At 67.8% G+C, this 21,186-nt stretch carries 22 protein-coding genes; 8 read left to right on the top strand and 14 right to left on the bottom strand.

The features are described 5' to 3' along the window. Positions 1–6: 6 nt before the first annotated feature. A complete protein-coding gene (locus D7V77_RS06175) occupies positions 7–885 on the bottom strand; it encodes a hypothetical protein (RefSeq protein ID WP_120575338.1) in 879 nt (292 codons plus the stop codon). A 134-nt stretch (positions 886–1,019) separates the two neighbouring features. Here D7V77_RS06175 and D7V77_RS06170 point away from each other — a divergent pair, with 134 nt between their 5' ends. The 3 genes from D7V77_RS06170 (at position 1,020) to D7V77_RS06160 (ending at position 5,269) form a co-directional block, all read left to right on the top strand. Beyond that, positions 1,020–1,901 carry a hypothetical protein gene (locus D7V77_RS06170; RefSeq protein ID WP_120575337.1) on the top strand — a complete coding sequence of 294 codons (882 nt, stop codon included), beginning with the start codon at positions 1,020–1,022 and terminating at the stop codon, positions 1,899–1,901. A gap of 41 nt (positions 1,902–1,942) precedes the next feature. After that, positions 1,943–2,833 (top strand): hypothetical protein, encoded by an 891-nt coding sequence (locus D7V77_RS06165; RefSeq protein WP_121751492.1) that lies wholly within the window; start codon positions 1,943–1,945, stop codon positions 2,831–2,833. Positions 2,834–2,983: 150 nt separating this feature from the next. Further along, on the top strand, positions 2,984–5,269 hold the full coding sequence (locus tag D7V77_RS06160) for a kelch repeat-containing protein (protein WP_120575368.1): 2,286 nt from the start codon (positions 2,984–2,986) through the stop codon (positions 5,267–5,269). A 16-nt stretch (positions 5,270–5,285) separates the two neighbouring features. Here D7V77_RS06160 and D7V77_RS06155 read toward each other — a convergent pair whose 3' ends face one another. Next, positions 5,286–6,071 (bottom strand): helix-turn-helix transcriptional regulator, encoded by a 786-nt coding sequence (locus D7V77_RS06155; protein WP_120575335.1) that lies wholly within the window; start codon positions 6,069–6,071, stop codon positions 5,286–5,288. Positions 6,072–6,141: 70 nt separating this feature from the next. Between D7V77_RS06155 and D7V77_RS06150 the strand changes: the two genes are divergently transcribed. Next, complete coding sequence (locus D7V77_RS06150) at positions 6,142–7,077, top strand: DMT family transporter (RefSeq protein WP_120575334.1); 936 nt, start codon at positions 6,142–6,144, stop codon at positions 7,075–7,077. Positions 7,078–7,149: 72 nt separating this feature from the next. After that, positions 7,150–9,801 (top strand): pentapeptide repeat-containing protein, encoded by a 2,652-nt coding sequence (locus tag D7V77_RS06145; RefSeq protein ID WP_120575333.1) that lies wholly within the window; start codon positions 7,150–7,152, stop codon positions 9,799–9,801. Here the strand turns inward: D7V77_RS06145 and D7V77_RS43620 are convergent. After that, a complete protein-coding gene (locus D7V77_RS43620; RefSeq protein ID WP_158624346.1) occupies positions 9,798–9,950 on the bottom strand; it encodes a hypothetical protein in 153 nt (50 codons plus the stop codon). The two genes, D7V77_RS06145 and D7V77_RS43620, sit on opposite strands and share 4 nt — an antisense overlap. Before the next feature lie 101 nt (positions 9,951–10,051). Between D7V77_RS43620 and D7V77_RS06140 the strand changes: the two genes are divergently transcribed. Continuing rightward, on the top strand, positions 10,052–10,639 hold the full coding sequence (locus tag D7V77_RS06140) for a hypothetical protein (RefSeq protein WP_120575332.1): 588 nt from the start codon (positions 10,052–10,054) through the stop codon (positions 10,637–10,639). 322 nt (positions 10,640–10,961) lie between these two features. Then, positions 10,962–11,372, top strand: coding sequence for a hypothetical protein (locus D7V77_RS06135; protein WP_233596720.1), 411 nt, complete (start codon positions 10,962–10,964; stop codon positions 11,370–11,372). A gap of 47 nt (positions 11,373–11,419) precedes the next feature. Here D7V77_RS06135 and D7V77_RS45925 read toward each other — a convergent pair whose 3' ends face one another. The 3 genes from D7V77_RS45925 to D7V77_RS06120 form a co-directional block, all read right to left on the bottom strand. Beyond that, on the bottom strand, positions 11,420–11,659 hold the full coding sequence (locus D7V77_RS45925; protein WP_158624345.1) for a tyrosine-protein phosphatase: 240 nt from the start codon (positions 11,657–11,659) through the stop codon (positions 11,420–11,422). Continuing rightward, the gene (locus tag D7V77_RS06125) at positions 11,644–13,032 is read right to left on the bottom strand and encodes a peptidoglycan-binding protein (protein ID WP_120575330.1); all 1,389 of its coding nucleotides are present in this window, start codon (positions 13,030–13,032) and stop codon (positions 11,644–11,646) included. The genes D7V77_RS45925 and D7V77_RS06125 overlap by 16 nt, the downstream gene beginning before the upstream one ends. A gap of 149 nt (positions 13,033–13,181) precedes the next feature. Next, positions 13,182–14,036, bottom strand: a complete 855-nt coding sequence (locus D7V77_RS06120) for a hypothetical protein (RefSeq protein ID WP_120575329.1) — start codon at positions 14,034–14,036, stop codon at positions 13,182–13,184. A 156-nt stretch (positions 14,037–14,192) separates the two neighbouring features. On the opposite strand from D7V77_RS06120, the gene rph reads away from it, so the two are divergent. Then, positions 14,193–16,787, top strand: a complete 2,595-nt coding sequence (gene rph, locus D7V77_RS06115; RefSeq protein WP_120575328.1) for a rifamycin-inactivating phosphotransferase — start codon at positions 14,193–14,195, stop codon at positions 16,785–16,787. 11 nt (positions 16,788–16,798) lie between these two features. Here the strand turns inward: rph and D7V77_RS06110 are convergent, their stop codons facing one another. The 8 genes from D7V77_RS06110 to D7V77_RS06075 all read right to left on the bottom strand — a co-directional run. After that, positions 16,799–17,137 carry a hypothetical protein gene (locus D7V77_RS06110; RefSeq protein WP_120575327.1) on the bottom strand — a complete coding sequence of 113 codons (339 nt, stop codon included), beginning with the start codon at positions 17,135–17,137 and terminating at the stop codon, positions 16,799–16,801. After that, complete coding sequence (locus D7V77_RS06105) at positions 17,134–17,970, bottom strand: DUF2092 domain-containing protein (RefSeq protein WP_158624343.1); 837 nt, start codon at positions 17,968–17,970, stop codon at positions 17,134–17,136. The genes D7V77_RS06110 and D7V77_RS06105 overlap by 4 nt, the downstream gene beginning before the upstream one ends. Positions 17,971–18,083: 113 nt before the next feature. Then, on the bottom strand, positions 18,084–18,677 hold the full coding sequence (locus tag D7V77_RS06100) for an HMA2 domain-containing protein (protein ID WP_120575325.1): 594 nt from the start codon (positions 18,675–18,677) through the stop codon (positions 18,084–18,086). Between the two features lie 9 nt (positions 18,678–18,686). Further along, entirely contained in the window at positions 18,687–18,926 is a 240-nt protein-coding gene (locus D7V77_RS06095) for a hypothetical protein (protein ID WP_120575324.1), read from the bottom strand. Further along, positions 18,923–19,210 carry a hypothetical protein gene (locus tag D7V77_RS06090; protein ID WP_120575323.1) on the bottom strand — a complete coding sequence of 96 codons (288 nt, stop codon included), beginning with the start codon at positions 19,208–19,210 and terminating at the stop codon, positions 18,923–18,925. Before D7V77_RS06090 ends, D7V77_RS06095 begins: the two co-directional genes overlap by 4 nt. A 328-nt stretch (positions 19,211–19,538) precedes the next feature. Further along, a complete protein-coding gene (locus D7V77_RS06085; RefSeq protein WP_120575322.1) occupies positions 19,539–20,297 on the bottom strand; it encodes a hypothetical protein in 759 nt (252 codons plus the stop codon). A gap of 73 nt (positions 20,298–20,370) precedes the next feature. Then, a complete protein-coding gene (locus D7V77_RS06080) occupies positions 20,371–20,820 on the bottom strand; it encodes a hypothetical protein (protein ID WP_120575321.1) in 450 nt (149 codons plus the stop codon). Positions 20,821–20,829: 9 nt separating this feature from the next. Next, the coding region (locus D7V77_RS06075; protein WP_199733743.1) for a hypothetical protein at positions 20,830–21,186 on the bottom strand (357 nt) is incomplete at its 5' end.

The raw sequence follows: 21,186 nt of genomic DNA, 5'->3' as shown, positions 1-21,186 counted from the left end.
CCCTCCTTACGCCGCGCGGGAGAGTCCCCGCCGCTCGATGAAGGCTTGCAGTTCGGGCCACCGGGCGGAGAGGAGCTCGAAGTCGCCGGGGCGCACGGGCTGCATGGACGCGAGGCTCGCGTCGATGGCCGTTGCGTGGCTCACCGGGTCCAGGGCATCCAGGGCGAAGGCCCGGAGGAGCTTGAGCCGGCGTGCGTCCCGCCCCACCAGTGAATCCGCTTCGCCCGCCCGTGCATCCAGCGTGGACACGGCGGCGGCGGGGTTGCCTTCGCGGCAGAGGAGCGCGACCTCCGGCAGCAGCGCGTAGATGGGGGGCAGGTCGCTGTTGCGCTTGCGTCCCTCCTCCAGCCAGGCGCGCGCGGAGGCCAGCTCCCCTTCCGCGAAGCGCACGATGGCGATCAGGTTGGGCATCCACTTGTACATCGCCGGTACGGAGCCCCGGAGCTTCCCGGAGCGCTCCGCCGAGCCGAAGAGCTCCAGCGCGCGCCCGGTGTTCCCCTGTGCCAACTCGCACTGACCCATCATGGCGACCGACACCGTCCGCTGTGCTCCCTGCGTTGCGCGGCGGGCGGCCTCCTCGAAGCGGCGGGAGGCTTCCTGCTCATCCCCTGCGCTGTAGAAGGCGATCGCCTGGTTGTAGGTCCCCAACCAGCGACGGATCCGCCAGTAGAAGAAGGCGAACAGCGTCAGGAAGACCGTGACGACGAACGGGATGAAGAACCGCGGCTCCCCCAGGGCCTCCCGAGCCGCACCATCGCCTCGGCTGAAATAGTTGTAGGCGACGAGGAAGATGCCGACCCAGACCCCCCACGCAAGGACCCGGTGCGGCGCGACGAATGGAAAGGGTTTGAGGTGGGACTCTTTGGGCAGGGGCAGTTCGTTCACGGGACCTTCCACCCTAACACCCCCTGGTCCTCCGTTCAGTCACGCGACTTTCTCGTGAAGGGGGTGAGGGAAATTCCGCCCGGATTTCGTTGATGGGCCATCACCGACACCCCAGACGGGGAGAAAGACGGACCATGAGACTCCGGAAGCAGACCCACCAGTGGACGGGCGCGGCGCTCGCGCTGCTCCTGCCCGCGGCGGCCCTGGCGAACGAAACCCATGTCTACGGCATCGCCAACTTCGGCGGTGCGGGGCAGTGCAATGCCGACTCGCACTCCGTGCATACGAAGACGGCGGCGGCGTTCGCCAACTACTTCAACACGCTGATCAGCTCCGGGCTCTGGACGGACGTCCGCACGATCAACAACTCAAGTGCGCGCACGGACCTCTGGACCGATGCCTCGAAGGGGGCCGCGGCCGACGCGAAGGACACCCAGCTCAATGCCGGCGTGGACGACGCGGACGTCCTCTTCGTGCACACCCACGGCGGCCACAGCGAGGCGAACCTTCGCAGCTGGCTCGTGATGGGGACCAACGCGGATGCGTGCTCCGCCGTCACGGACACCCACATGAGCTTGGGCAACGGCAAGCTGAACATCGCCGTCGTGAAGGCCTGCCAGTCTGGCGACTACCAGGTCTGGAAGCAGGGCGGGTACCGGACGTCGCTCGTGACGCCCACGAGCGGCTTCAGCATGTGGAATGCCTTTCACGGCAACTCGTCGTGCGGCAACTTCGTGACGGACTACGTGAAGCGCTACGTGGCGAACTCGCGGGGCGATGGCGCGGGCGAGAACTGGATCGACGAGGCCTACGACTGGGACGACGGCTCGGACAACGTCGCGGACAACGACGACTGCCCGGTGTCCATCGTCTTCGGTGAAACCAAGGCGCAGCGCGTGGCGATGTTCGAGGCCGGCGGCTGGCGGGACCGCAAGCCCACCGGGCGCAAGGTCGCCTCCACCATCTTCTACGTGGGGGGCTGCGACCCCTCCGGCGGGCAGATTCTGCCCGAGTGATCACCGCCCCCCTCGACTTCGAACAGAAAGAACGAACCGCCATGAAAAGCCATCTCCTCATCCGATTCCTGACCGTCCTGCCGCTCGCCGCCGTGTCTGGCTGCGACGACGGTGCCTTCATGGATCCCGCCGCCGTCACCACGCAGTCCGCCCGTGCGACCGTGGGCTTCATCTTCGACTCCACGGCGATCGCCACGCCGCCCACCGGAGGAATTCCCACCGCGCTGCTTCCCAGCACCGCGTTTGGTGACGCCGCGTTGCAGGGTTCCCTGGTGGGGACGACCGAGCCCTTCACCCAGACGGACACGCTGGGCTCCCGCGCGGATCTGGAGTCCCAGTCCTGGAAGCTGGAGCGCGACCCGTCCGAAGGCCAGGTGCTGGTGCTGAACAAGGTCGCCAGTGGCCCGGAGACACCGCAGGAGCCCGCGATCCTGCAGCGCACCGCCCTGGCCCGCCTGCAGCGCTGGGGCATCCCCACGTCTGAGATTGGGGCGGTGCGGCAGGTGAAGTCGTTCACCCAGAGCGAGGACCCCGCGGGCCTCGAAGTGCCCGCCCTCCACCGCCACAAGACGTTCGTGATGCGCGCCATCAATGGCATTCGCGTGGAGGGCCACCGCGCGGTGGTCTCCCACGGGCCGGACGGCAGCTTCCAGCGCGCGCTCATCGCCTGGCCGGCCCTGGGTCGCTCGGGCCACCTGCTCCGGACGCGGCTGACGACGGCGCAGATCGAGGAGCGGGCGCGCACGGCGCTTCAGGCCGAGGGCGAGACCACGGGGCCCGTGCACCTCTCCTGGAAGTACGTGCCCACCCAGCTCGCCACGGGCGGATGGGCGCTGACGCTCAAGGTGGCCGCCAAGATGCCCTCGGTCACCAGCACGACGAGCACCGAGGAGCCCCGCGTCGTCGACGTGGACGTGAGCGCCGTCCCCTGACGGCACCCAAGCAGGCGTCCGCATTCGTCTGACAAACGATGGCGCGTGCGCTACCGGGGTGATGTCCAGCGCCGCCTCCCATTGCCAATACTCCGCGCCACGTCAGCCAGTCAGCTGACTGCAAGGAATTGGCAAATGGGAGGCGGTCGCATGAAGAAGGCATTCACTCCGTTGGTGCTCGCGCTCGCAGTGTCACTGCTGGCGAGCTGCTCGGATTCCTCGAAGGATACCGGCTCGGTCCGCTTCGCTGTCTCCGCCAACCAGGCGCTCGCCCCAGACATCCTTTACGTCCTGGTCACCTCGAGCGGCCCGGACATCCCGCCGGTGACCGTGGAGCTGATTTCGACCCACGGCGTGTGGGGAGGAGTCATTGGCAACATCCCCGCAGGCGCTGATCGCACCTTCGTGGCCCAGGCCTTCAACTTCTCCGGCGACCTGAGCTTCGAAGGGGTCGTTACGGGAGTCACCATCAACGCGAACCAGAGCACCCTGGTCGCCATCACCCTTCAGCAGCTCGACCCTCCGCCTCCCTTCGACAATGAGGCGCCCGTCATTGACTCCCTGGTGGCTTCCTCAACCTCCGTGGCGGTGGGCGGCACCATCGCTCTGACCTCCACCGCGCATGATCCCAATCCGGGCGATACGCTCTCCTACGCCTGGAATGCGACCGCGGGTTCTTTCTCCGATACCTCGGCTGCAGCCACTTCGTGGACCGCGCCTGCCTTTACCGGCATTGCAACCCTGATCCTGACCGTGACGGACTCGCGCGGCCTGGCTTCCAGCGTCACGCTGGCGGTCAACGTCACCGCGGACGGGGAGGGGGAGGCGGAGCTGTCCCTCTCCTTCAACAGTTCGCCCGGGGTGACCGCTCTCAGTGCCAGCCCCACGTCCCTGGCCGTCGGGGAGACGACGTCTGTCTCCGCCTCGGCTTCCGACCCGGACGGTGACAGCCTCTCCTACGCCTGGAGCGCCTCCTGTGCCGGGACCTGGGCGCAGGCCTCCTCCAGTTCTGCTCAATTCACGCCTTCGGCCCTGCCCGCGGGTGCCTGCAACAACTGCAGTCTGACCGTCACCGTCACGGATGGGCGCGGCGGACAGAACACCGGCACCGTCGCGCTGTGCGTCCGCGACACGCCTCCGGCCAATCACTTTCCCCCCGTCATCATCCGCTCCTACCGCTCCGCGGACACGGCCACCTCGGGCCAGGAGTTCGCCTACGAGGTGAATGCCATCGATCCGGAGGGTTCCGCGCTCACCTTCTCCTGGGAGGCCACCGCCGGCTGGCTGGAACTGCCGCTCAGTGACCCCTTCCGCAGCCGCGTCACCTGGACGGCTCCTTCCTGTGCCAGCGCTCCTCCTTCCATCACCGTGACTGTCACCAATGCGTTCAACCTGACCGACACCCAAACCTTCACCGCGACGGGGCTGCCGGCCTGTTCGGGGAGTTGGGCCCTGACGGACTCCCTGGCGGGGCCTCGCGCCGACCAAAGGGCAGCGCTGCTGCCCAACGGCAAGGTGCTCGTCGTGGGAGGGCTCGCCTCGGATGTCGACTACCTCGCGACGGCGGAGCTGTACGACCCGGCCCTGGGGACCTGGAGAAACACAGGCTCCATGGCGGAAGGGCGTTGGCAGTTCACGGCGACATTGCTGCCCGATGGCAGGGTGCTCGCCGTCGGGGGGCTCAACTCCAGCGGCTTCCTCGCGACGGCGGAGCTGTACGACCCGGCCACGGGCACCTGGAGCCCCACCGGCACCATGGCCGAACCTCGCTCCAGCCAGACGGCGACGCTGCTCCCTGATGGCAGGGTGCTCGTCGCGGGAGGCAGTGACGTTCCCGGCGCGCCCCCGACGGCGGAGCTGTACGACCCGGCCACGGGCACGTGGAGCTACACCGGCTCCATGGCGGAGTGGCGTCGGAACCACACGGCGACGCTGCTCCCTGATGGCAGGGTGCTCGTCGCTGGGGGATTCACTACTTCAATTGGCAGCACCAGGACGGCGGAGCTGTATGACCCGGCCACGGGCACCTGGAGCAACACCGGCTCCATGACTGAAGCCCGCGCCCTCCAAACGGCGACGTTGCTGCCCGATGGCAGGGTGCTCGTCACGGGAGGCGTGGACGAGTTTGATTCCAGTCTCGCGACGGCGGAGCTGTACGACCCGGCCACGGGCACCTGGAGCCCCATTGCCCCCATGCTCGAACGTCGCGCCCTCCACACCGCGACGCTGATGCCCGGTGGCAGGGTGCTCGTCGTCGGGGGCCGGTTTCCGCAATTGTACGACCCGGCCACGAGCACCTGGATCCCTGCCGGAACCATGGTCGTACCGCGCTCGGACCAGTCCGCGACGCTGCTGCCCGACGGGCAGGTCCTCATCGCGGGAGGATGGGGGGGCTCCCTCGGGTATCTGTCAACGGCGGAGCTGTACACGCCCTGAGCGATGAGGAGGCCCGTCACGCGGCCACGAAGCCGTGGCCGCGGACCTTGTCCGGCGTGGTGCCCGTCATCCGCCGGAACATCGCGATGAAGGCGGAGGCGCTGCTGTAGCCCAGGTCCAGCGCGATGGCCTCCACCGCGTGTCCCTGCTCCAGCATCGCGAGCGCCTTCACCACGCGCAGCCGCTGGCGCCATTCGCTGAACGACAACCCCAGGTGCTGCTGGCAGCGGCGCTCCAGCGTGCGCTCGGTGGTGTGCAGTTCCTTGGCCCATTCCGTCAGGGAGCGCTCATCCTCCGGGTGTTGCTCCAACGCCGTGAGGACCGGCCGCAGGAGCGGATCATCGGACATGGGCAGGTAGCTGCCATGGGCGGGGGCCAGCGCCAGCTGGTCGATGAGCACCCGGAACAACCTGCGCTCGGCGCTGGTGCGTGGCTGCGCCAGCTCATGGGTGCGCAGGTGCTCCATCAAGGACTTCATCAGCGGGCTGACCGCCATCGCGCATGCTGTCCTGGGCAACCCCCGGCACCACGCGGGGTCGAGGTAGAGCGAACAGTGGCTCGCCTCGAAGCGGTTCATGCCCCGGTGCTCCAGGTCGGGCGGCAGCCAGATGCCGTACTGCGGAGGGGCGAGGTAGTGGCTGCCCGCCAGCTTGAGCTCCATCACCCCGCTGTACGCGTAGACGAACTCACCCCAGGGATGGCGGTGCCGCGGATAGGCCGCCTCCGCGGGCAGGCTCGCCGCCCGGAAATACACGGGGTGTGGAAGCTTTGAGGTGAAGGGAACTTGCAGCTGCTTCGCCATGGCGGCTTCTCGGGATGGGTTGTCGGAATCTCGCTATATCCATCCGCCCCGTCAGCCGCAGGATGAAGTCATGAGCTCCCAACGAAAACCCGCGGATGGCTTCGCGCTCGCGACCATGGTCGTGCTGTGCGCCATCTGGGGCTTCCAGCAGGTGGCCGTCAAGATGGCCGCTCCCTACGTCCCCAACCTCATGCAGATGGCGCTGCGCTCGGGTGTGGCCGCGCTGCTCGTGGCGCTGCTGTGCTGGGTGCGGGGCGAGCGGGGGCTGCTGCGCCGCGGGCCGTGGCGCGCCGGCATGCTCGTGGGCGTGCTCTTCTCCCTGGAGTTCCTCTTCGTGGCGGAGGGGCTGCGACACACGAACGCCTCGCACATGGGCGTCTTCCTCTACACCGCGCCCGTCTTCTCCGCGCTGGGCCTGCACTGGTTCGTGCCCTCCGAGCGGCTGAAGCGGACGCAGTGGCTGGGAATTGGCGTGGCCTTCGCGGGCATCGCGCTGGCCTTTGGCGGCGGCTGGCTGCGAGGCGGACTCAGCCCGGGCGTGCTCCGCGGAGATGCGATGGGACTGCTCGCGGGCCTGTCCTGGGGCGCCACCACGGTGGTGATTCGCGTCTCGTCGCTGTCCGACGCACCGCCCACGCAGACCCTGCTGTATCAGCTGGTGGGCGGCGCCGCGCTGCTGCTGCCCGTGGCCTTTCTCACGGGCCAGGCCGGCCCCATCACGATGGTCCCCGTGGCCTGGGCGAGCCTGTTCTTCCAGTGCGTCATCGTCTGCTTCGCCACCTACCTCGTGTGGTTCTGGCTCCTGCGCCACTACCTCGCCTCCAACCTGTCGGTGTTCTCATTCATGACGCCCCTGTTCGGCATCAGCGCGGGCATCCTCGTGCTGAAAGAACAGGCGGACATCTCCTTCGCGGTGGGCGCGGTGCTGGTCCTCACCGGAATCCTCATCGTGAGCGGTGCGGGCCTGCTGCGCTCCGCGTCCGCGTGGAAGCCGGGCGCGACCTGAGACGAGGGACGCCGCGGGTGTGAGCATGGGTTCACTTTCCGCGAGGGTCCCTGTTGTGTATGCAGTTGTCTCATGACCGCTCGACGCGTTTACGGCGCTGCCCCCTTCAACGTCCCCGGCGAGTTCATCGGCATCGACTTCTCGCCGGACTCGAAGCACCTGTGGGCCGCCCTCTCCACGGGGGATGACGGTCACTCTCACGTGGTGTCTTTCGACGTGGCGAGCGGGAACGCGGTCAAACAGCACAAGGCAGACGGTCACCTTCAGGTGGTGCACGCGCTGCCAGGGAAAGAGGTCCTCGTGGGAGGGTGGGGGATCATCCACCGCCTCTCCGCGAAGGGCTCGGTGGTCTGGACGTTGGAGGACGGGCAGCACCTCCGCCTGGCCGGCATGAGCGCGGACCGGTCCCGGTTCGTCACCATTGAAGACAACGTGGCCCACGTCCGTGACGTGGAGGGCCACGCCGCCATCCATAAGCTCAAGGAGATGGAGGGAGACCTGTATGCCGTCGCCTTCAGCGCGGACGGCGCGTGGTTCGCGACCGGGTCGTCGAAAGGCGTGGTCCGCTTGTTCGACGCGCGGACCGGCAAGGCGCAGGCGAAGCGCAAGAGCACTAGGGTCCTGGCCCTGGCCTTCTCGCCCTCGGGTGAGCACCTGCTCGTGGGCCACGGCAACGGCAAGGTGGAGCTCTGGGACCTGCCGACGCTGAAGCCGGTGAAGCACTTCGTGGGACGGCACGAGTTCGGCAAGGGACGCGGACCCGCGGGCTGCCGGTGGGTGGGCTTCTCCGCCGACGGCACGCGCGCATACTCGCTGGGCAACGAGGGCCAGGTGCGGACCTGGAGCGTGCCGGACGGCGACGATGGGCCGACCCTCAAGGTGCCCGCTCGCCACATGCAGGGCCCGGTGACGGTCCTGTCTCCGGATGGGCGGTGGCTCGCCAGCGGCTCCACCCAGGGCGCCCTCAGCGTGTGGTCCATGGAGGACCTTGCGCCCATCGCCGGTGCGGCCGCGCCGTCGCCCATCCTGGGGCTGGCGCTGACGCCAGACACCGTCGTCGCCGCGTCGAACAAAGCCTTTGTCTCGTGGGAACTGGGCTCTGGCGCGCGCAAGGAGGTTGAAGCCAACTTCCCTCCCACGGACGTGAAGGCCCTGTCGTCCGGGACGCTGGTGCGGCTCGACCATTCGTCCATCTACGTCGAGAAGTCGCTCAGCGAGAGCTCCCCCGAGGCCTTCGAACTGGTCAGCTACGCCTCGGGGCCACTCGCCCTCTCCCGGGATGAGACGCGCATCGCCGCGCCCGCGCAGGAGCGGGCCCAGGTCTGGGTGCTGAAGCGGTCCCTGCTCCAGGCGGACCTGATGCACAAGGAACGGGTCCAGGCCTGCGCCTTCGGGCCCGAGGATGCGTGGCTGGCCACCGCGGACGACGCCCTGCACCTGTGGCGGCTGGGAAAGAAGCCGGAGCTCATCCGGGACATCGCGCTGGATGGCGGCGGACAGGTCGAGGGGCTGGCGGTCTCCCCCCGCGGATGGATCGCGGTGAGCATGATCGAAATCGACCGCGATGACGCGGACAGCTGGTTGCTGCTCGTGGATCCGCGAAGCGGCGAGACGCTGTGCAAGCTCGAACGGCCCGACGCGGTCCTGGGGCAGGTGTTCTTCGCGGGCGACACGCGCGTCGTGGTGGCGGATTCACTGGGGCGGCTGCTCCACGTGGACGCAACGGACCCGGCGAACGCGCGCTGGCTGGAGCCCGTCCCGGAGGACGCCAGCGCCACCTCGCTGGTGAAGAAGGCGAGGCCCATCGCGCGTCTCGGCGACACGGTGGCCCATGTGGGGCCGGACGGCAGCGTGGTGGTGGAGACGCTGAAGGACGGGCCGCGCGACAAGGGGGCCCCGTTCCTCCTGGATGCTGCGCCAAAGCCCAGGAGCGGCAGGAACGCCCTGGCCCAGAAGCCCGAAGGCCTGTTCGAGAAGCGCCTGGAAGGGGCCCGGTTCCTCTTCGGGGGCCGCTTCAAGGAGGCGACGCCCGCGTTCCGTGAAGGTCTGCTGAAGGAACTGGGCGCCTCGGTCGCGGCCAGGCCCGATGCGCAAGTCACCCACCTGGTGCTGGGAAACGGTGCCGCCGCCAGCGTCGCCTCGGGGCTGAAGGCCAAAGGCGCGACGTTCGCGGAGCTCTCCGAGAGACACTTCATGGAGCTGCTGCTGCCGACCACGGCAGAGGCACTGGCGATGCTGCGGAACGAGGTGAAGGACGGTCAGGCGCGCTGGAATGCGTGGCGCAAGCGTTACATGGACGCCCAGGGGGAGCGGTTCCCGGTTCCGTTGCAGGGCGTGGACCTGGCGGGGCTCAAGCTGGGCGCGTACCGGCTCCAGGTGTTGGACTTCACCGAGGCTCGCCTCCAGGGGGTGGACTTCACGAAGGCGGACCTCACCGACACCGTCTTCCGGGGCGCGGACCTGCGCGAAGCGAACTTCACCTGGGCCTCCTGCTACCGGGCTGTCTTCTCCGGGGCGAAGCTCCGTGGAGCCCGCTTCGACGGCGCGGATGTGACGTGGAACCGCTTCGATGGCGCGGACCTGCGAGACGTGGACTTCTCGGGCGCCAAGATGAACTTCGTGGACTTCCGGGGCGCGGACCTGACCGGCGCGAAGATGCCTGGCAACGCGAAAGAGTCGAAGTACGACGAGAAGACCCGCTGGCCCAAGGGTTACAAGCCCTAGCCCCGCTCCCGCGCGCGGTCGATGCGGATGCGCAGCTCGGGGTCCTCCAGCCGATTCGCGATGGCGGCGGCCCGGGCCAGCGTGCGCTCCCGGCCCGGAGCGCCCTGGATGCGTGCGACCATCCGCAGGCCCATCACCCGCAGACGCACATAGCCGCCATCTCCTGCATGCTCACAGGCGCGTTGCGCGAGCTGGAGGGCTTCCTCACGCTCCGCGCTTCACGTCCGAATCGAGCCGCGTCAGCAGATTCGTGGCCTCGCTCCTGGCAGGGCGCGAGCACGTCCCCAACCTGACGCTGCTGGGAACAGCGACGCATGGCCCGTTCCGTTTCTTCGGACTCGGGGGGAACCTGCTTCCCAATCTGCTGGGAGCTGACGCGCCCATCGACGGAGGCCGCGGGAAGATTCACGCGACGGCTCGCGACCTCTCTGCGCTGCTGGACTCGGCGCGGCCGAGGGTGCCTGGAGAGGTCCGGGTGCTCGTGACGCACGTGAGCCCAGGAAAGGCGCCGCTGGTGTCATTGCTCGCGGAGGCCCTGGATGTGGACCTCACGGTGTCAGGGCATATGGGGTCGCCCTATGGCTGTGTATGGGATGACTTCGCGATACGCGAGCCCGCCGAAGCGGAGGCCCGCCTCGCCGCCGCCGCGTCCGCGTTTCCGGAGGAGCTGAGGCAGCGGCTTCCGGCTCCAGCGGTGGGCGAGGGGAGGGCGCGTTGGTACCGGGGCACCTTCCACGTCAACCTTCCGGATGCACCGGATGGCCACGCAGTGGCGGAGTTCCGGGAAGGGCGCTTGCGATTGGAGACGGTCTCCGCCGGGTTGCCATTGCGTGGCTGAAGGGGCAGGGGGCCGGTCAGATGCTCCCCCTGCAACGTTGGTTGCCACCGGACGAAGCCGCTTCCTACCTGCGTCCATACGACGGACCGAGGACGAGGCCGCGCGGCGGTACACACCGAAGCGTGGCTGACGGCTCGGCATCGCGGTGCACACCGTGCAGCTCGCTGCACACGGAACGGCATGGTTCCCGGAGGACGCGGCCTCGGGCATGGCGGTTGCTACCGTGTGCCGTATGTCCAAACACCTCCTCATTCTTCTCTGCGTCCTCACCGCGTCCGTGGCCCGGGCGGATCCCTCGTTCCCCAAAGGCGAGACGTGGCTCATGATCGGCCCCCTGTTCAGCAGCTCTGCGCGGGGGTCGGGGCTGGGGCTGGAGGCGTCCCTCAACATCGCGGACGACATCCATGCCCTGGGCGTGTTCGGTCAGGCGCAGCGGATCGAGGATTCACATACCCGGCTGAGCGCGGGCATCCAGGGCAACTTCATGTTGCTGGGGCTGGAGCTGGGCGTGATGCACGAAACGGAGTCCCGGACGCACGTGGCCACCACGGGGCTCCAGATCGCGCCCTACTTCTCCTTCATCTACGGCTCGTTGGGCCTGCGCCTGGGCATCCCGCTTTTCGCCACGGAGGACCAACGGCCCCGGTATGGCTTCGAAGGGGCCGTCGTCCTGAGCCTGAAGCTTCCCGTGCTGTTGGGCGGCACCAGCGTCGCTGCCTTCCCCCATCTGTGAGCCTGATGTGGCCGGCTCCGCGCTACTCCAGCTCCTCGAGTCTGGCCTCACCCAGAAGTGCAGGACCAGGGCTCTACCATCGCATCCCCCCAGGCCAGGCGGTCTGGGCCTACGCCCTCCGCGGTGACCTGACGCAACTCTGCGAGCCTGGCGCGCGCAGCGTCGGCGCTCAGTCCGAGCTGTCGCAAGAGCGCGTAGCCGAACATGCCCGTGCGGTGAATCCCCGCCGAGCAGTGGATGACCAGCTTGCCGCCACCCTCGACGATGGCGCTCAGTTGGCGCAACACCTGCCTGAGCTCCTGGGTCCGCTCAGGGGCCGGGACCGCTCCGCCGTGAAACGGAACCCAAATCCAACCGAGGCCCGCTCGGGTCGCGGCCTCGCCACCAGGGGCTTCGTGAGGTCTTTCGCCTTCTCCGCGAGCTTCACGAACTTGGGGAATTTCGAGAGGAGCTTGCCAAGCTTTCCCGCCTTGCCTGCCCACTTCACGATGGCGGCTCCCGCAGTAGCAACCGCCAACACGATCTCGACGATGACGTACCCGATCAGCCAGCCCCGGAAATGCTCACGGCGAAGGAGATTTGGATCGTTCCAGCGGTTGGAGAGAGCCTGGATGCCTGCCTCGGTCAGCGTCTTCAGGTTCAACGATGCCGCCAGATCCCACAGGCCCTTCAAGTCCGATAGGACCTCGCCGCTCAGCAAGCTGTAGACGAGCTTCCATACCAACTCCAGCAGATCAATGAGCCCTGTGAGGAGATCCCAGACGGATTCGAGCGCGCCGTGAATCAGGCCCGCGGAAAAGGCCAGATTCCCCAGGTAGGCGTTCCCAACGTTCGTGGCGACAGCTTTGACGTCCTGCCACAGTTCATACGAGATGGAGCCTGAGCCCACCTTGCCTCGCAGGCTCTTGGCGAACTCCATGCTCGGAATCCAGATGAGGTAGCCTTCACGCGTCTGGGTCTTGTCCCAGGCCGCGTCCTCGGTCGGGTTGTAGATTCCGCGGAGCCCCTGGCCCCGATTCGCCTCGACAAGGACATTGGCATAGTAGCGCTCGTCCTGCCCCCATTGGATGGCGGACCCCTTGTAATGCTGCTTGACGATTGCCAGCGCGCCTTCGCTCTTCTTGATCTTGTAAAAGACGGAGCCGGGGTCGGGTGGGTTGATGCTGATGTATTTCTTGTAGACGAAGCCAGAGTTTCCATCCGCGAGCGTCACGAAGTACCAGTCGCCCGCAAGCTCACGGCTTACGAAAACGCGTGTGTTGAAAGCGAGTTTCTTCTTGAACGTGCCGGTCGGATCGGGCTGGGCTCGAAGGTTCACGCCAGCGCTGTTGGACACCAGGCCGACACTGTAGACCCCTATACCCATCTCGAACGGAAAGCCCTTGGGGCTGTTGGCGTTGCCAATTGTTGAGGCAGGAGTGGAGAGGGTGCTCAGGGCCGCCCAGGTCGAGGGGCCCACGATCCCGTCCGGGCTCAGCTTCCTGTCGAACTGGAACTGTCTGACGGCATAGGCTGTGTCTGTCCCAAAGCAACCATCGATGGGCCTTTTATAGAGCCCAGCCAACCGGAGATGATTCTGGAGGTTTGCTACCGCAGACCCCGAAGAGCCCAAGCGAAGCAATTCTTCGGAGACCTCGAAACTTCCTGTGGGTTGGCCCATCTCCCACCCCTGACCTGAAGTCGCGGTGCGTGTGGGCTTGGACTGTATGAAGACGCATCAATGCGAACGAAGAACCCGGGGAGAGGGATTGGGTCTTGTCGCGCAGTGCCCTGGAGCGTTGGGTGAGGCAGGGCCTCCGATGAGTCTTTTCAGAGCGCTTTGACGTAACCGGAGACCTTCGGATTGCAGGCTCCGACCTTTTTCAGCGCGGCTTCAGCTGCTTTCTTCTCCGAGTGGATGCTCGTCACGACGAACAGCCCCGGCGTCAGGCGCTTGTGCGGCGTGCTTTCGAGGACCAGGAAGCCGCTCGCGCAGGCTTGCTCCAGCTGTGCGCTGTCGCGGGATGCGATGGCTTCCTGGACCGTCTTGAAGCTTCCGATGATGGCCGCGTAGCGCGCGGGCCGGTTCCGGAGCTCCTTCACCACTTTGCGGCCAGCGACATCCCAGCGGTAGGCATCGAGCTTCCACTCGTCGGGCTCGGCGGAGAGAAACGCATACTCCCTGTAGAAGCCCTCGACCGGTGAGCCCGGCGTCAGCGGATACGGGCCGACGTGCGAGCTTTCCGGACCCGCGAAGTTCTCATCTCCGTTCCAGGCTTCCGCCACCCCGCCGTCCTTGACCACGTAGAGACGGTGGTGACGATGGACGTGTTCGAACCCGCCCTGCTGGGTGACGAGGAGTCCCCACTGCCCGGCCTCCAGTCGTACCGGTTGGACGGAGGTCGTGATGTTCTGTTCCTCCTCGCCGGAGGTCCAGCTCGCGGAGGACTCGGCTTGAATCCCGTACGCCATGCCGGCGGGCAGCTTCGCCTTTCGCTTCCCGCCAGCAGCGTCACTCAACTCGAGCTCGAGCTGGCAGGTGTCGCCCGCCTTGTGGCAGCCCGTCGCGCGCAGCACGAACATCGCCCCGGTCGTCTCGCTCGCCTTGAAGCGCTTGAGCTCCTGTGCCGCGGGCTCGGCGCTGACCGCCCGCGGAACGCTCGCGCCCAGGAGCATGATGAACACCGAACCCAGCGCGGACCGACTTCCAAAACCCATCTCTCCTGCCTCCCTGATTGCGACCTCAGTGTCCTCCGCCAGAGAGTTTCACGCCGCCGGTCGGGCCTCCAGGGGGCACCCAAGGAGTACAGTGCCGCCCTTTCGCGAGAGGGAGGGGAGCGCATGGGCTGCTACGTGTTGGGTCTCCAGGAGATTGACCAGACGCAGGTCGCGGTCGTGGGCGGCAAGGGCGCGCATCTGGGAGAACTTTCGCGGATCGACGGCATCCGCGTGCCGGCTGGCTTCTGCGTGACGACGGACGCCTTCCAGCGCCTCATGGCAGAAGCGCCGTCCATCGACGAGCAGCTCCAGCAGCTGTCGCGCCTGAAGCCGGACGACCGCGAGCGGATCCGCGCACTCAGCGCTGAGATCCGCCAGACCCTCGAAGGGACCGCCATCCCTGACGATGTGGCGGCGGCGATCACCCACGCGCTCGCCCGGCTCGGCGAGCACGCCGCCTACGCCGTCCGTTCGAGCGCGACGGCGGAGGACCTGCCCACGGCTTCCTTCGCGGGCCAGCAGGACACGTACCTGAACATCGTGGGGACGGCGGCGATCCTCCAGCACGTCAGCCGGTGCTGGGCCTCGCTCTTCACCGAGCGGGCTGTCATCTACCGCATGCGGAATGGCTTCGACCACCGCAAGGTCCGCATGGCGGTGGTCGTGCAACAGATGGTCTTCCCGCAGGCGGCTGGCATCCTGTTCACCGCCGACCCCATCACCTCCCACCGGAAGGTCGCCTCGGTGGAGGCCAGCTTCGGCCTCGGCGAGGCCCTGGTCTCCGGACTGGTGAACGCGGACTCCTACAAGGTGCGGGACGGCGAGGTCATCGCAAAGACGGTCGCCACCAAGCAGCTGGCCATCCACGCATTGCCGACAGACGGGACTCAGGAACAAGCGATCGCGCCGGACCTGCAGCAGCAGCCCGCGCTGACGGATGAGCAGGTCGTGCGGCTCGCCCAGTTGGGCCGGCGGATCGAAGCGCACTTCGGCCGCCCCCAGGACATCGAATGGTGCCGGGTCGATGACGCGTTCTTCTTCGTCCAGAGCCGGCCCATCACCACGCTGTTCCCCATCCCCGTGGCCAGCGACCCGGAGAACCACGTCTACGTCTCCGTCGGTCATCAGCAGATGATGACCGACGCCATGAAGCCCCTGGGGCTCTCCCTGTTCCAGCTGACGGCCTTGCGGCCGATGTTCGAGGCCGGCGGGAGGTTGTTCGTCGACGTCACCCAGCTCCTGGCATCGCCAGCGGGCCGCGCGGTCCTCGTGGAGGGCCTGGGGAAATCCGATCCGCTGATCAGGGATGCGCTGCAGACCCTCCTCGGACGCAGCGACTTCATCCGGCCGCTCCCGGACGCGAGTCCCGTCAGGCCTCCTGCTGGCGGCGCACCCGCCCCGATTGAAACCGACCCGGCCATCGTCGACGAACTGATTGGCCGCAATCAGGCCTCCATCGCCGCCTTGAAGCGCGACATCCAGACGAAGTCCGGGGCGGCGCTGATCGACTTCATCCTGACGGACATCCAGGAGCTGAAGCGGCTCCTGTTCGAGCCGCGAAGCCATCAGGTCATCATGGCCGGGATGGAGGCCACCTGGTGGCTCAACGATCAGCTGCAGGCGTGGCTGGGCGAGAAGAACGCCGCCGACACGCTCACGCAGTCCGTCCCCAACAACGTCACGTCGGAGATGGGGCTGGCGCTCCTGGAGGTCGCGGACGTGATCCGCCCGCATCCGGACGTGGTGGCCTTCCTGCGCCAGGTCGAGGACGAGGGATTCCTGGACGCGATGGACACGCTCGCTGGCGGCCGGGAAGCGCGAGACGCCATCCGCGCCTGGCTCGACAAGTACGGCATGCGCTGCGCCGGCGAAATCGACATCACGAAGCCGCGCTGGAGCGAACGGCCCTCCACGCTCGTGCTCATCCTCCTGGGCAACATCCAGAACTTCGAGCCGGGGGCCGGCGCGCGGCGCTTCGAGCAGGGACGTCAGCAGGCCTGGAAGAAGGAACAGGAGGTGCTGGAGCGCCTGCGGGCCTTGCCGGACGGAGAGGGGAAGGCCGAAGAGACAAAGCGGATGATCGACCGGGTCCGGACCTTCATGGGGTACCGGGAGTATCCGAAGTACGGCATCGTCAACCGATACCTCGTCTACAAGCAGGCCCTGCTGGAAGAAGCCGAGCGCCTCGTGAAGGCCCAGGTGCTTCGCGAGAAGGAAGACATCTTCTACCTCACGCTCCAGGAACTCCACGACGTCGTGCGCACGAGCCAGGCGGATGAGCTGCTCATCCGTCAGCGCAAGGACGCGTTCAGGTCGTATCAATCACTCACACCGCCCCGGGTGCTCACGTCGGAGGGCGAGGTCATCGCCGGGGCATACCGCCGCGACGACCTGCCGGCCGGCGCGCTGGTTGGCCTTGCGGTTTCCGCCGGGACCATCGAGGGGCGGGCCCGCGTCATCCTGGACATGGCGGAGGCCAGGCTCGAAGCGGGCGACATCCTGGTCACCTCCTTCACGGACCCGAGCTGGACGCCCTTGTTCGTGTCCATCAAGGGCCTGGTGACGGAGGTCGGCGGCCTGATGACCCACGGCGCGGTGATCGCACGGGAGTACGGCTTGCCAGCCGTCGTGGGCGTGCAGCAGGCCACCCGGCTCATCCGGGACGGGCAGCGGATCCGTGTGCATGGGACGGACGGCTACGTCGAGCTCCTGTCATAGCCAGACAGGGACTACTCGGCGACGTACACGAGGGTGTCCCCCTGGTAGAAGGGACGGTAGCGGACGCCGCCGCACTGCTGGTAGGCGACGCCGCCCACCGTCGAGGCCGCGCAGCCCGCGGGGAGCGACGTGACGGTTTGCGCGCCCACCGGTGCCGCCACCACGGCCGTGTTGTTGCCGGAGTAGGCGTCCTGCCGGGTGGCCGTGCGTCGCGAGGTGCGCCGCGCCACCCGGCGCGACGTGCCGTAGTTCTGGGCCAGGGCCACCTCCGGGAGCACCTCTCCCAGGAAGAAGAGCCCCAGCAACATCGCCGCCGCCCGCTGGCGGGGCTTGCGCGTGTGCGTCGTCATTTCGAGCCTCCTTGCTGCGATCCGCCCTTCGAGTCCGGTGCGAGGAACGACACGCGCGCGGCATCACGTGGGGGCGTGAACTGGAACTGGTCCGGGGTGAGCTTGGGCGACAGGTTCCACTCGGACAGGGTCACCGAGTACTGCGGTGCTCCCGGCAGGTCCCGCGAGGTGATGACGTACTTGAGCGGCAGGGGCCGCGGGCCGTCCTCGACCCACAGTTCCCAGTCCACGCCGTCGCGGTTGCGGAACGCCAGGTGGTGCACGGGCACGCCGTTCACCTTGGCGCAGCCGAGGTATTTCCCCGAGCGCACGTCCTCGGTGAGCGCGGTGTAGGGATTGCTGACGAGCAGGTCACCCCCGGGCGCATCCAACCCGAGCTTCTGCGAAGCCATGTCCAACGTGGCATCCAGGGTGGAAGGGGCGGGCGTCGTCGCATAGACGTTGGCCTGCTCGCCTTGAACCGTGAGCCGCTGGCCGTCATAGAAGAGGTGGAGTCTGGCCAGGTCTCCAGCGCGGTCCACGCGGAGCCGGTTGGGCCGCTGCAGGCGCACGTCGCCCGCGCGCTGCAGTTGGACTTTCTGCCCCGAGTCGAGCACTTCATCGAGCGTCCCCTCGGTGCGGACGGAGAACTCGCGCTGCTCGGCCAGGAAGTCGCTCATCTGGCGCAGGATGCGCTGGGCCTGGGGATCGATCCTGGCATCGGACTCGGTGCGCTCGGCGGTTGCCTGCTCCTGCTGTGCGCCCGCGAGCAGGGGTGTTGTCCCCAGGAGCAGGGCGAGCAGGGGCCCGCACCACCTCTTCCTCAACCTCGCGCTGCTACCTGTGTCTGTCATGAACCCCTCCAGTCCCCAGGACGTTGGGGACATGGCCGTGGGGCTCAAAGGCTCACCGGTTCAACCGCCGCGCTGTCTGGTGCCTTGCAAAAGGCCGCCACCGCGGACCGACATCAGTGGGCGACCTTGCCAGGCGGGGGCGCGTCGCCGTTGTGGTGGCGCACGTGGGCCGAGGTGTTCCGGATGGCCAACTCCTCCATGGTGGCGAAGGTGCGGAAGGCCCACCAGCCCAGACTGAACCACGGAGGGGAGTCGAGCTTCCCTTTGACGGCGATATCCACCGCGCCCGCCGCCGCGAAGCCCAGCGCCGCCAGCGCGCCCAGGTCCACGTGGCCCTCGGTGGCGCGTAGCACCTCCACGTTGAGTCCCTTGATGAACAAGGTGGCCGCTCGCGCCACGCCGCTGCCCTTCTCGAGGGACCGCAGCAGGGCGTCCCCGTCGGGCAGTTCCTCTCCAGGGCGCACCACCGTGTCCACTCCGGTGCTCCGGCACACCTCCTCTATCAGGCGCTCGACGCCCATTTCCTCGGGGTCGTGCATGCACAGCACGCTGCCGGTGAAGGGCCGCACCTGCACTTCGTTGATGCCCTCCACCCGCAGCAGGTCGTCCGCCAGCGACGCAGCCTCCTTCCCGTCGCGCCGCAACCACGGCAGCCGCAGGCGGGTGCGTCCCGGTGACGTGTGGATGACGTGGATGCTCTTCGTCATGTGCGCTCCCTAGGCCCTGGCCTCGTCCGTGGGCCGCGTGCGGCCGCCTCCGCGAGCCCTCGCTTTCGCCTCCGCCATCAGGTCCTCGACGTCCTCGTGCTTCATCGCGACGCGCGCGAGCACCAGGTCGACGAAGTGGTAGGCCGAGGTGGCCACCTCCACGAGGAGCGGCCGCAGATGCTTGGTCATCAGCACGGTGCTCGCGCCCGCGCCGTAGCCCATGAGAAAGGAGGGAAGGTCGAACTTCATGAAGGTGTCTCCAGGGAAGAGGTTGTGTTTGTGACCCGCCGCGCTCGTCGCACCACCCGAGCGCCCCCCGCGGGCGTCGCGCCCACCAGGGCCGGTAGGAACAGCCCCGCGCCACCCGCCGTACCGCCCGTCTTCTCGTGAGCAGCGGCATCCCCGGTGGCGCCGGAGGCCGGTCGAGGATGGCCCCGCAGGTCGGGGACCTCCAGGCGCAGCCTGCGCGCCGCGGTCGAGTGGCGCACCACCCTCGCGGTCGCGCACTGCCCATCCATGAGGAACACCATCATTCGCGACCCCCCACCCGGGGTTCCGAACGTGGGGATGGCGGCCCTCCGGAACAACACGGCCCGGTGGGCCAGCGAAGGCCGTGGGGGTGACACCTGGTCCACCCTCAGGGCGGAGTGGCCCGCGTTGAGGGCAGGGTCAACCGGAGGAGCGGCGGCGCTTGACGGCCTTGGGGGTCTCCGTCGTCCGGGCGAAGTGGAGCATCTGGTAGAGGCTCAGCAGCATCATCGTCACCGCGCGGGACGCATCCGGAGCAGGGGCTGTGTCAGCCGGCGCGTCCTTCGGGACAAAGGGAAGCCAGGACTCCTCCAGCCGGATTCGCAGCTGGAGTCACTCCCCGGTGATGCGCAGCCGCTGAAGCTTCGCACCGGGCGGAAGGCGCACCGCATGCCCGGCCCGCTTCAATGCCAGCGCCGCGAGGTCCGGGTGCCGCTTCGCCTTCACGCGCAGCCGGACGTCCAGGAACAGGGTGTCGTACTCCTTGGCCTTCTTGCGACGCCGGGGTCCGTTGGGTCCGCGGTCGCTGATCTTGTTCCTGCGGCGCTCCACCGCGCTCAGCTTCAGGTGCGCGCCATCCGCCAGCCGCGTCTCCAGCGTGAGCCACGGATCCAGCACATCCGACGATGTCTTCGAAAGGAGCTTCAGGTCATAGAAGCTGGAACCGGGGCCCTCCGGACGAGGGTCGGGACGAAGCCGCAGGCGCACGGGCGTGTGGGGGGCGAGGTCCTCTTTGAGGCGCAGGAGCACCCGGCGGACCAGCTCCGGCCGGCGGTCCAGCGCATCGCCAGGATGGCCCTCCGCGTGGAAGCGTCTGGGAAGCAGGCTGCGAAACCACAGCACCGCCCCCAGACCGAACGCCAGGACTCCCGCCACGATGGACAGGGGGCCGTCGAAGGTACCGGCCACCCACAGGAGCAGGAGGAAGACGCCGATCCTCGCCAGCGAGCCCAGCCGGTGCCCCACGCGGCTCCGGAAGCGGCGGGCCTTCTGGGTCGGCGGGAGCACCGCCAGGGCATCCAACACGCCTGACAGGGGAGCCTCGAGCTCCAGGGCCTGCAACTTCGGGTTGATGCCTTCAACGGATGCCACGCAGCCCCTCTTTCCAGCATGGGCGTGTTCGGGTGCGGGCATGTTAGCTGCTGATGCGCGCCACGGGGCCGGCTCACCTCCCCGGGAGGGCCGCTCGGAACTCCCTCAGGCTTGCCTCCAGGTCCCCTCGCGCCGCATCTCCAGGGGGGAGGGCGCTTTCGGGCCGGGCCATGAAGGACTCCACTCCCTCCAGGACGGCACGGCAGAGCTCGTCGGACTCCACCTCGCCCAACGACGCAGTGCCGCACTGGATGGCGATGCGGCCCTTTCTCGCCCGCTTGAAGTGCAGGCTGAACGACGAATCAACACCGTCGAAGACGTGGTCTGTCGCGCCGCCCGTCACCAGCGACTTGAGTCCGTCGAGCAGCCCCGTGAAGGAGATGGCGAGCATCATGGCCTGATCCGGAGACCTGCCCTTGGAGGTGCAGGTCCCCGCGTCGCTCGTGAACGTCATGTGCCCCAGGTCGAAGCCCGTCCGGCCGGGGTCATGTGCGTCGAGCCATTCACACTCCAGTCGGAACATGTCAGGGCCTCACGGGGTGGCCGGCGGGGTGCCGGTGGGAGTGGGAACATGGTTGGTCGTTCCCCGAACCGGGAACGCCGAGATGACCCGGTTGCCGTCGGCCGAGTCCACGATGACACGGATGAGATCCTTCTGGTCGTTGACCTTCGTCTTCATCTCGAAGGTCTGCAATTGCCTGCCGGGCTGCGACTGGCGGGTCCCGTACTTGACGACATCCTCGGCGGCCTTGGTGATCTGCTGGCGCGTGGTCCCCGGCGCGTAGAGGTCGCCATGCCCGGCGGGGTGGTTGCCCGTCACATGGCGCGCGTCGATGTGGATCCACCCCTCCTTCAGATTCCCATCCTCGATGCGCGGCATCTCCCGGTG

The sequence above is a fragment of the Corallococcus sp. CA041A genome, assembly GCF_003612075.1.
Classification (GTDB): Bacteria; Myxococcota; Myxococcia; order Myxococcales; family Myxococcaceae; genus Corallococcus; species Corallococcus exiguus.
Note: the sequence above shows the minus strand (reverse complement) of the source record. Positions and strands in the feature narration are given on the sequence as shown.

Excerpts from the sequence above, each read along its gene's own strand:
- D7V77_RS06165 (WP_121751492.1), top strand. The coding sequence starts at position 1,943 with ATGAAAAGCCATCTCCTCATCCGATTCCTGACCGTCCTGCCGCTCGCC.
- D7V77_RS06150 (WP_120575334.1), top strand. The coding sequence starts at position 6,142 with ATGAGCTCCCAACGAAAACCCGCGGATGGCTTCGCGCTCGCGACCATG.
- D7V77_RS06090 (WP_120575323.1), bottom strand. The coding sequence starts at position 19,210 with ATGATGGTGTTCCTCATGGATGGGCAGTGCGCGACCGCGAGGGTGGTG.
- D7V77_RS06155 (WP_120575335.1), bottom strand. The coding sequence starts at position 6,071 with ATGGCGAAGCAGCTGCAAGTTCCCTTCACCTCAAAGCTTCCACACCCC.
- D7V77_RS06125 (WP_120575330.1), bottom strand. The coding sequence starts at position 13,032 with ATGGGCCAACCCACAGGAAGTTTCGAGGTCTCCGAAGAATTGCTTCGC.
- D7V77_RS06170 (WP_120575337.1), top strand. The coding sequence starts at position 1,020 with ATGAGACTCCGGAAGCAGACCCACCAGTGGACGGGCGCGGCGCTCGCG.
- D7V77_RS06110 (WP_120575327.1), bottom strand. The coding sequence starts at position 17,137 with ATGACGACGCACACGCGCAAGCCCCGCCAGCGGGCGGCGGCGATGTTG.
- D7V77_RS06145 (WP_120575333.1), top strand. The coding sequence starts at position 7,150 with ATGACCGCTCGACGCGTTTACGGCGCTGCCCCCTTCAACGTCCCCGGC.
- D7V77_RS06160 (WP_120575368.1), top strand. The coding sequence starts at position 2,984 with ATGAAGAAGGCATTCACTCCGTTGGTGCTCGCGCTCGCAGTGTCACTG.
- D7V77_RS06095 (WP_120575324.1), bottom strand. The coding sequence starts at position 18,926 with ATGAAGTTCGACCTTCCCTCCTTTCTCATGGGCTACGGCGCGGGCGCG.
- D7V77_RS06105 (WP_158624343.1), bottom strand. The coding sequence starts at position 17,970 with ATGACAGACACAGGTAGCAGCGCGAGGTTGAGGAAGAGGTGGTGCGGG.
- rph (WP_120575328.1), top strand. The coding sequence starts at position 14,193 with ATGGGCTGCTACGTGTTGGGTCTCCAGGAGATTGACCAGACGCAGGTC.
- D7V77_RS06135 (WP_233596720.1), top strand. The coding sequence starts at position 10,962 with ATGATCGGCCCCCTGTTCAGCAGCTCTGCGCGGGGGTCGGGGCTGGGG.
- D7V77_RS06100 (WP_120575325.1), bottom strand. The coding sequence starts at position 18,677 with ATGACGAAGAGCATCCACGTCATCCACACGTCACCGGGACGCACCCGC.
- D7V77_RS06080 (WP_120575321.1), bottom strand. The coding sequence starts at position 20,820 with ATGTTCCGACTGGAGTGTGAATGGCTCGACGCACATGACCCCGGCCGG.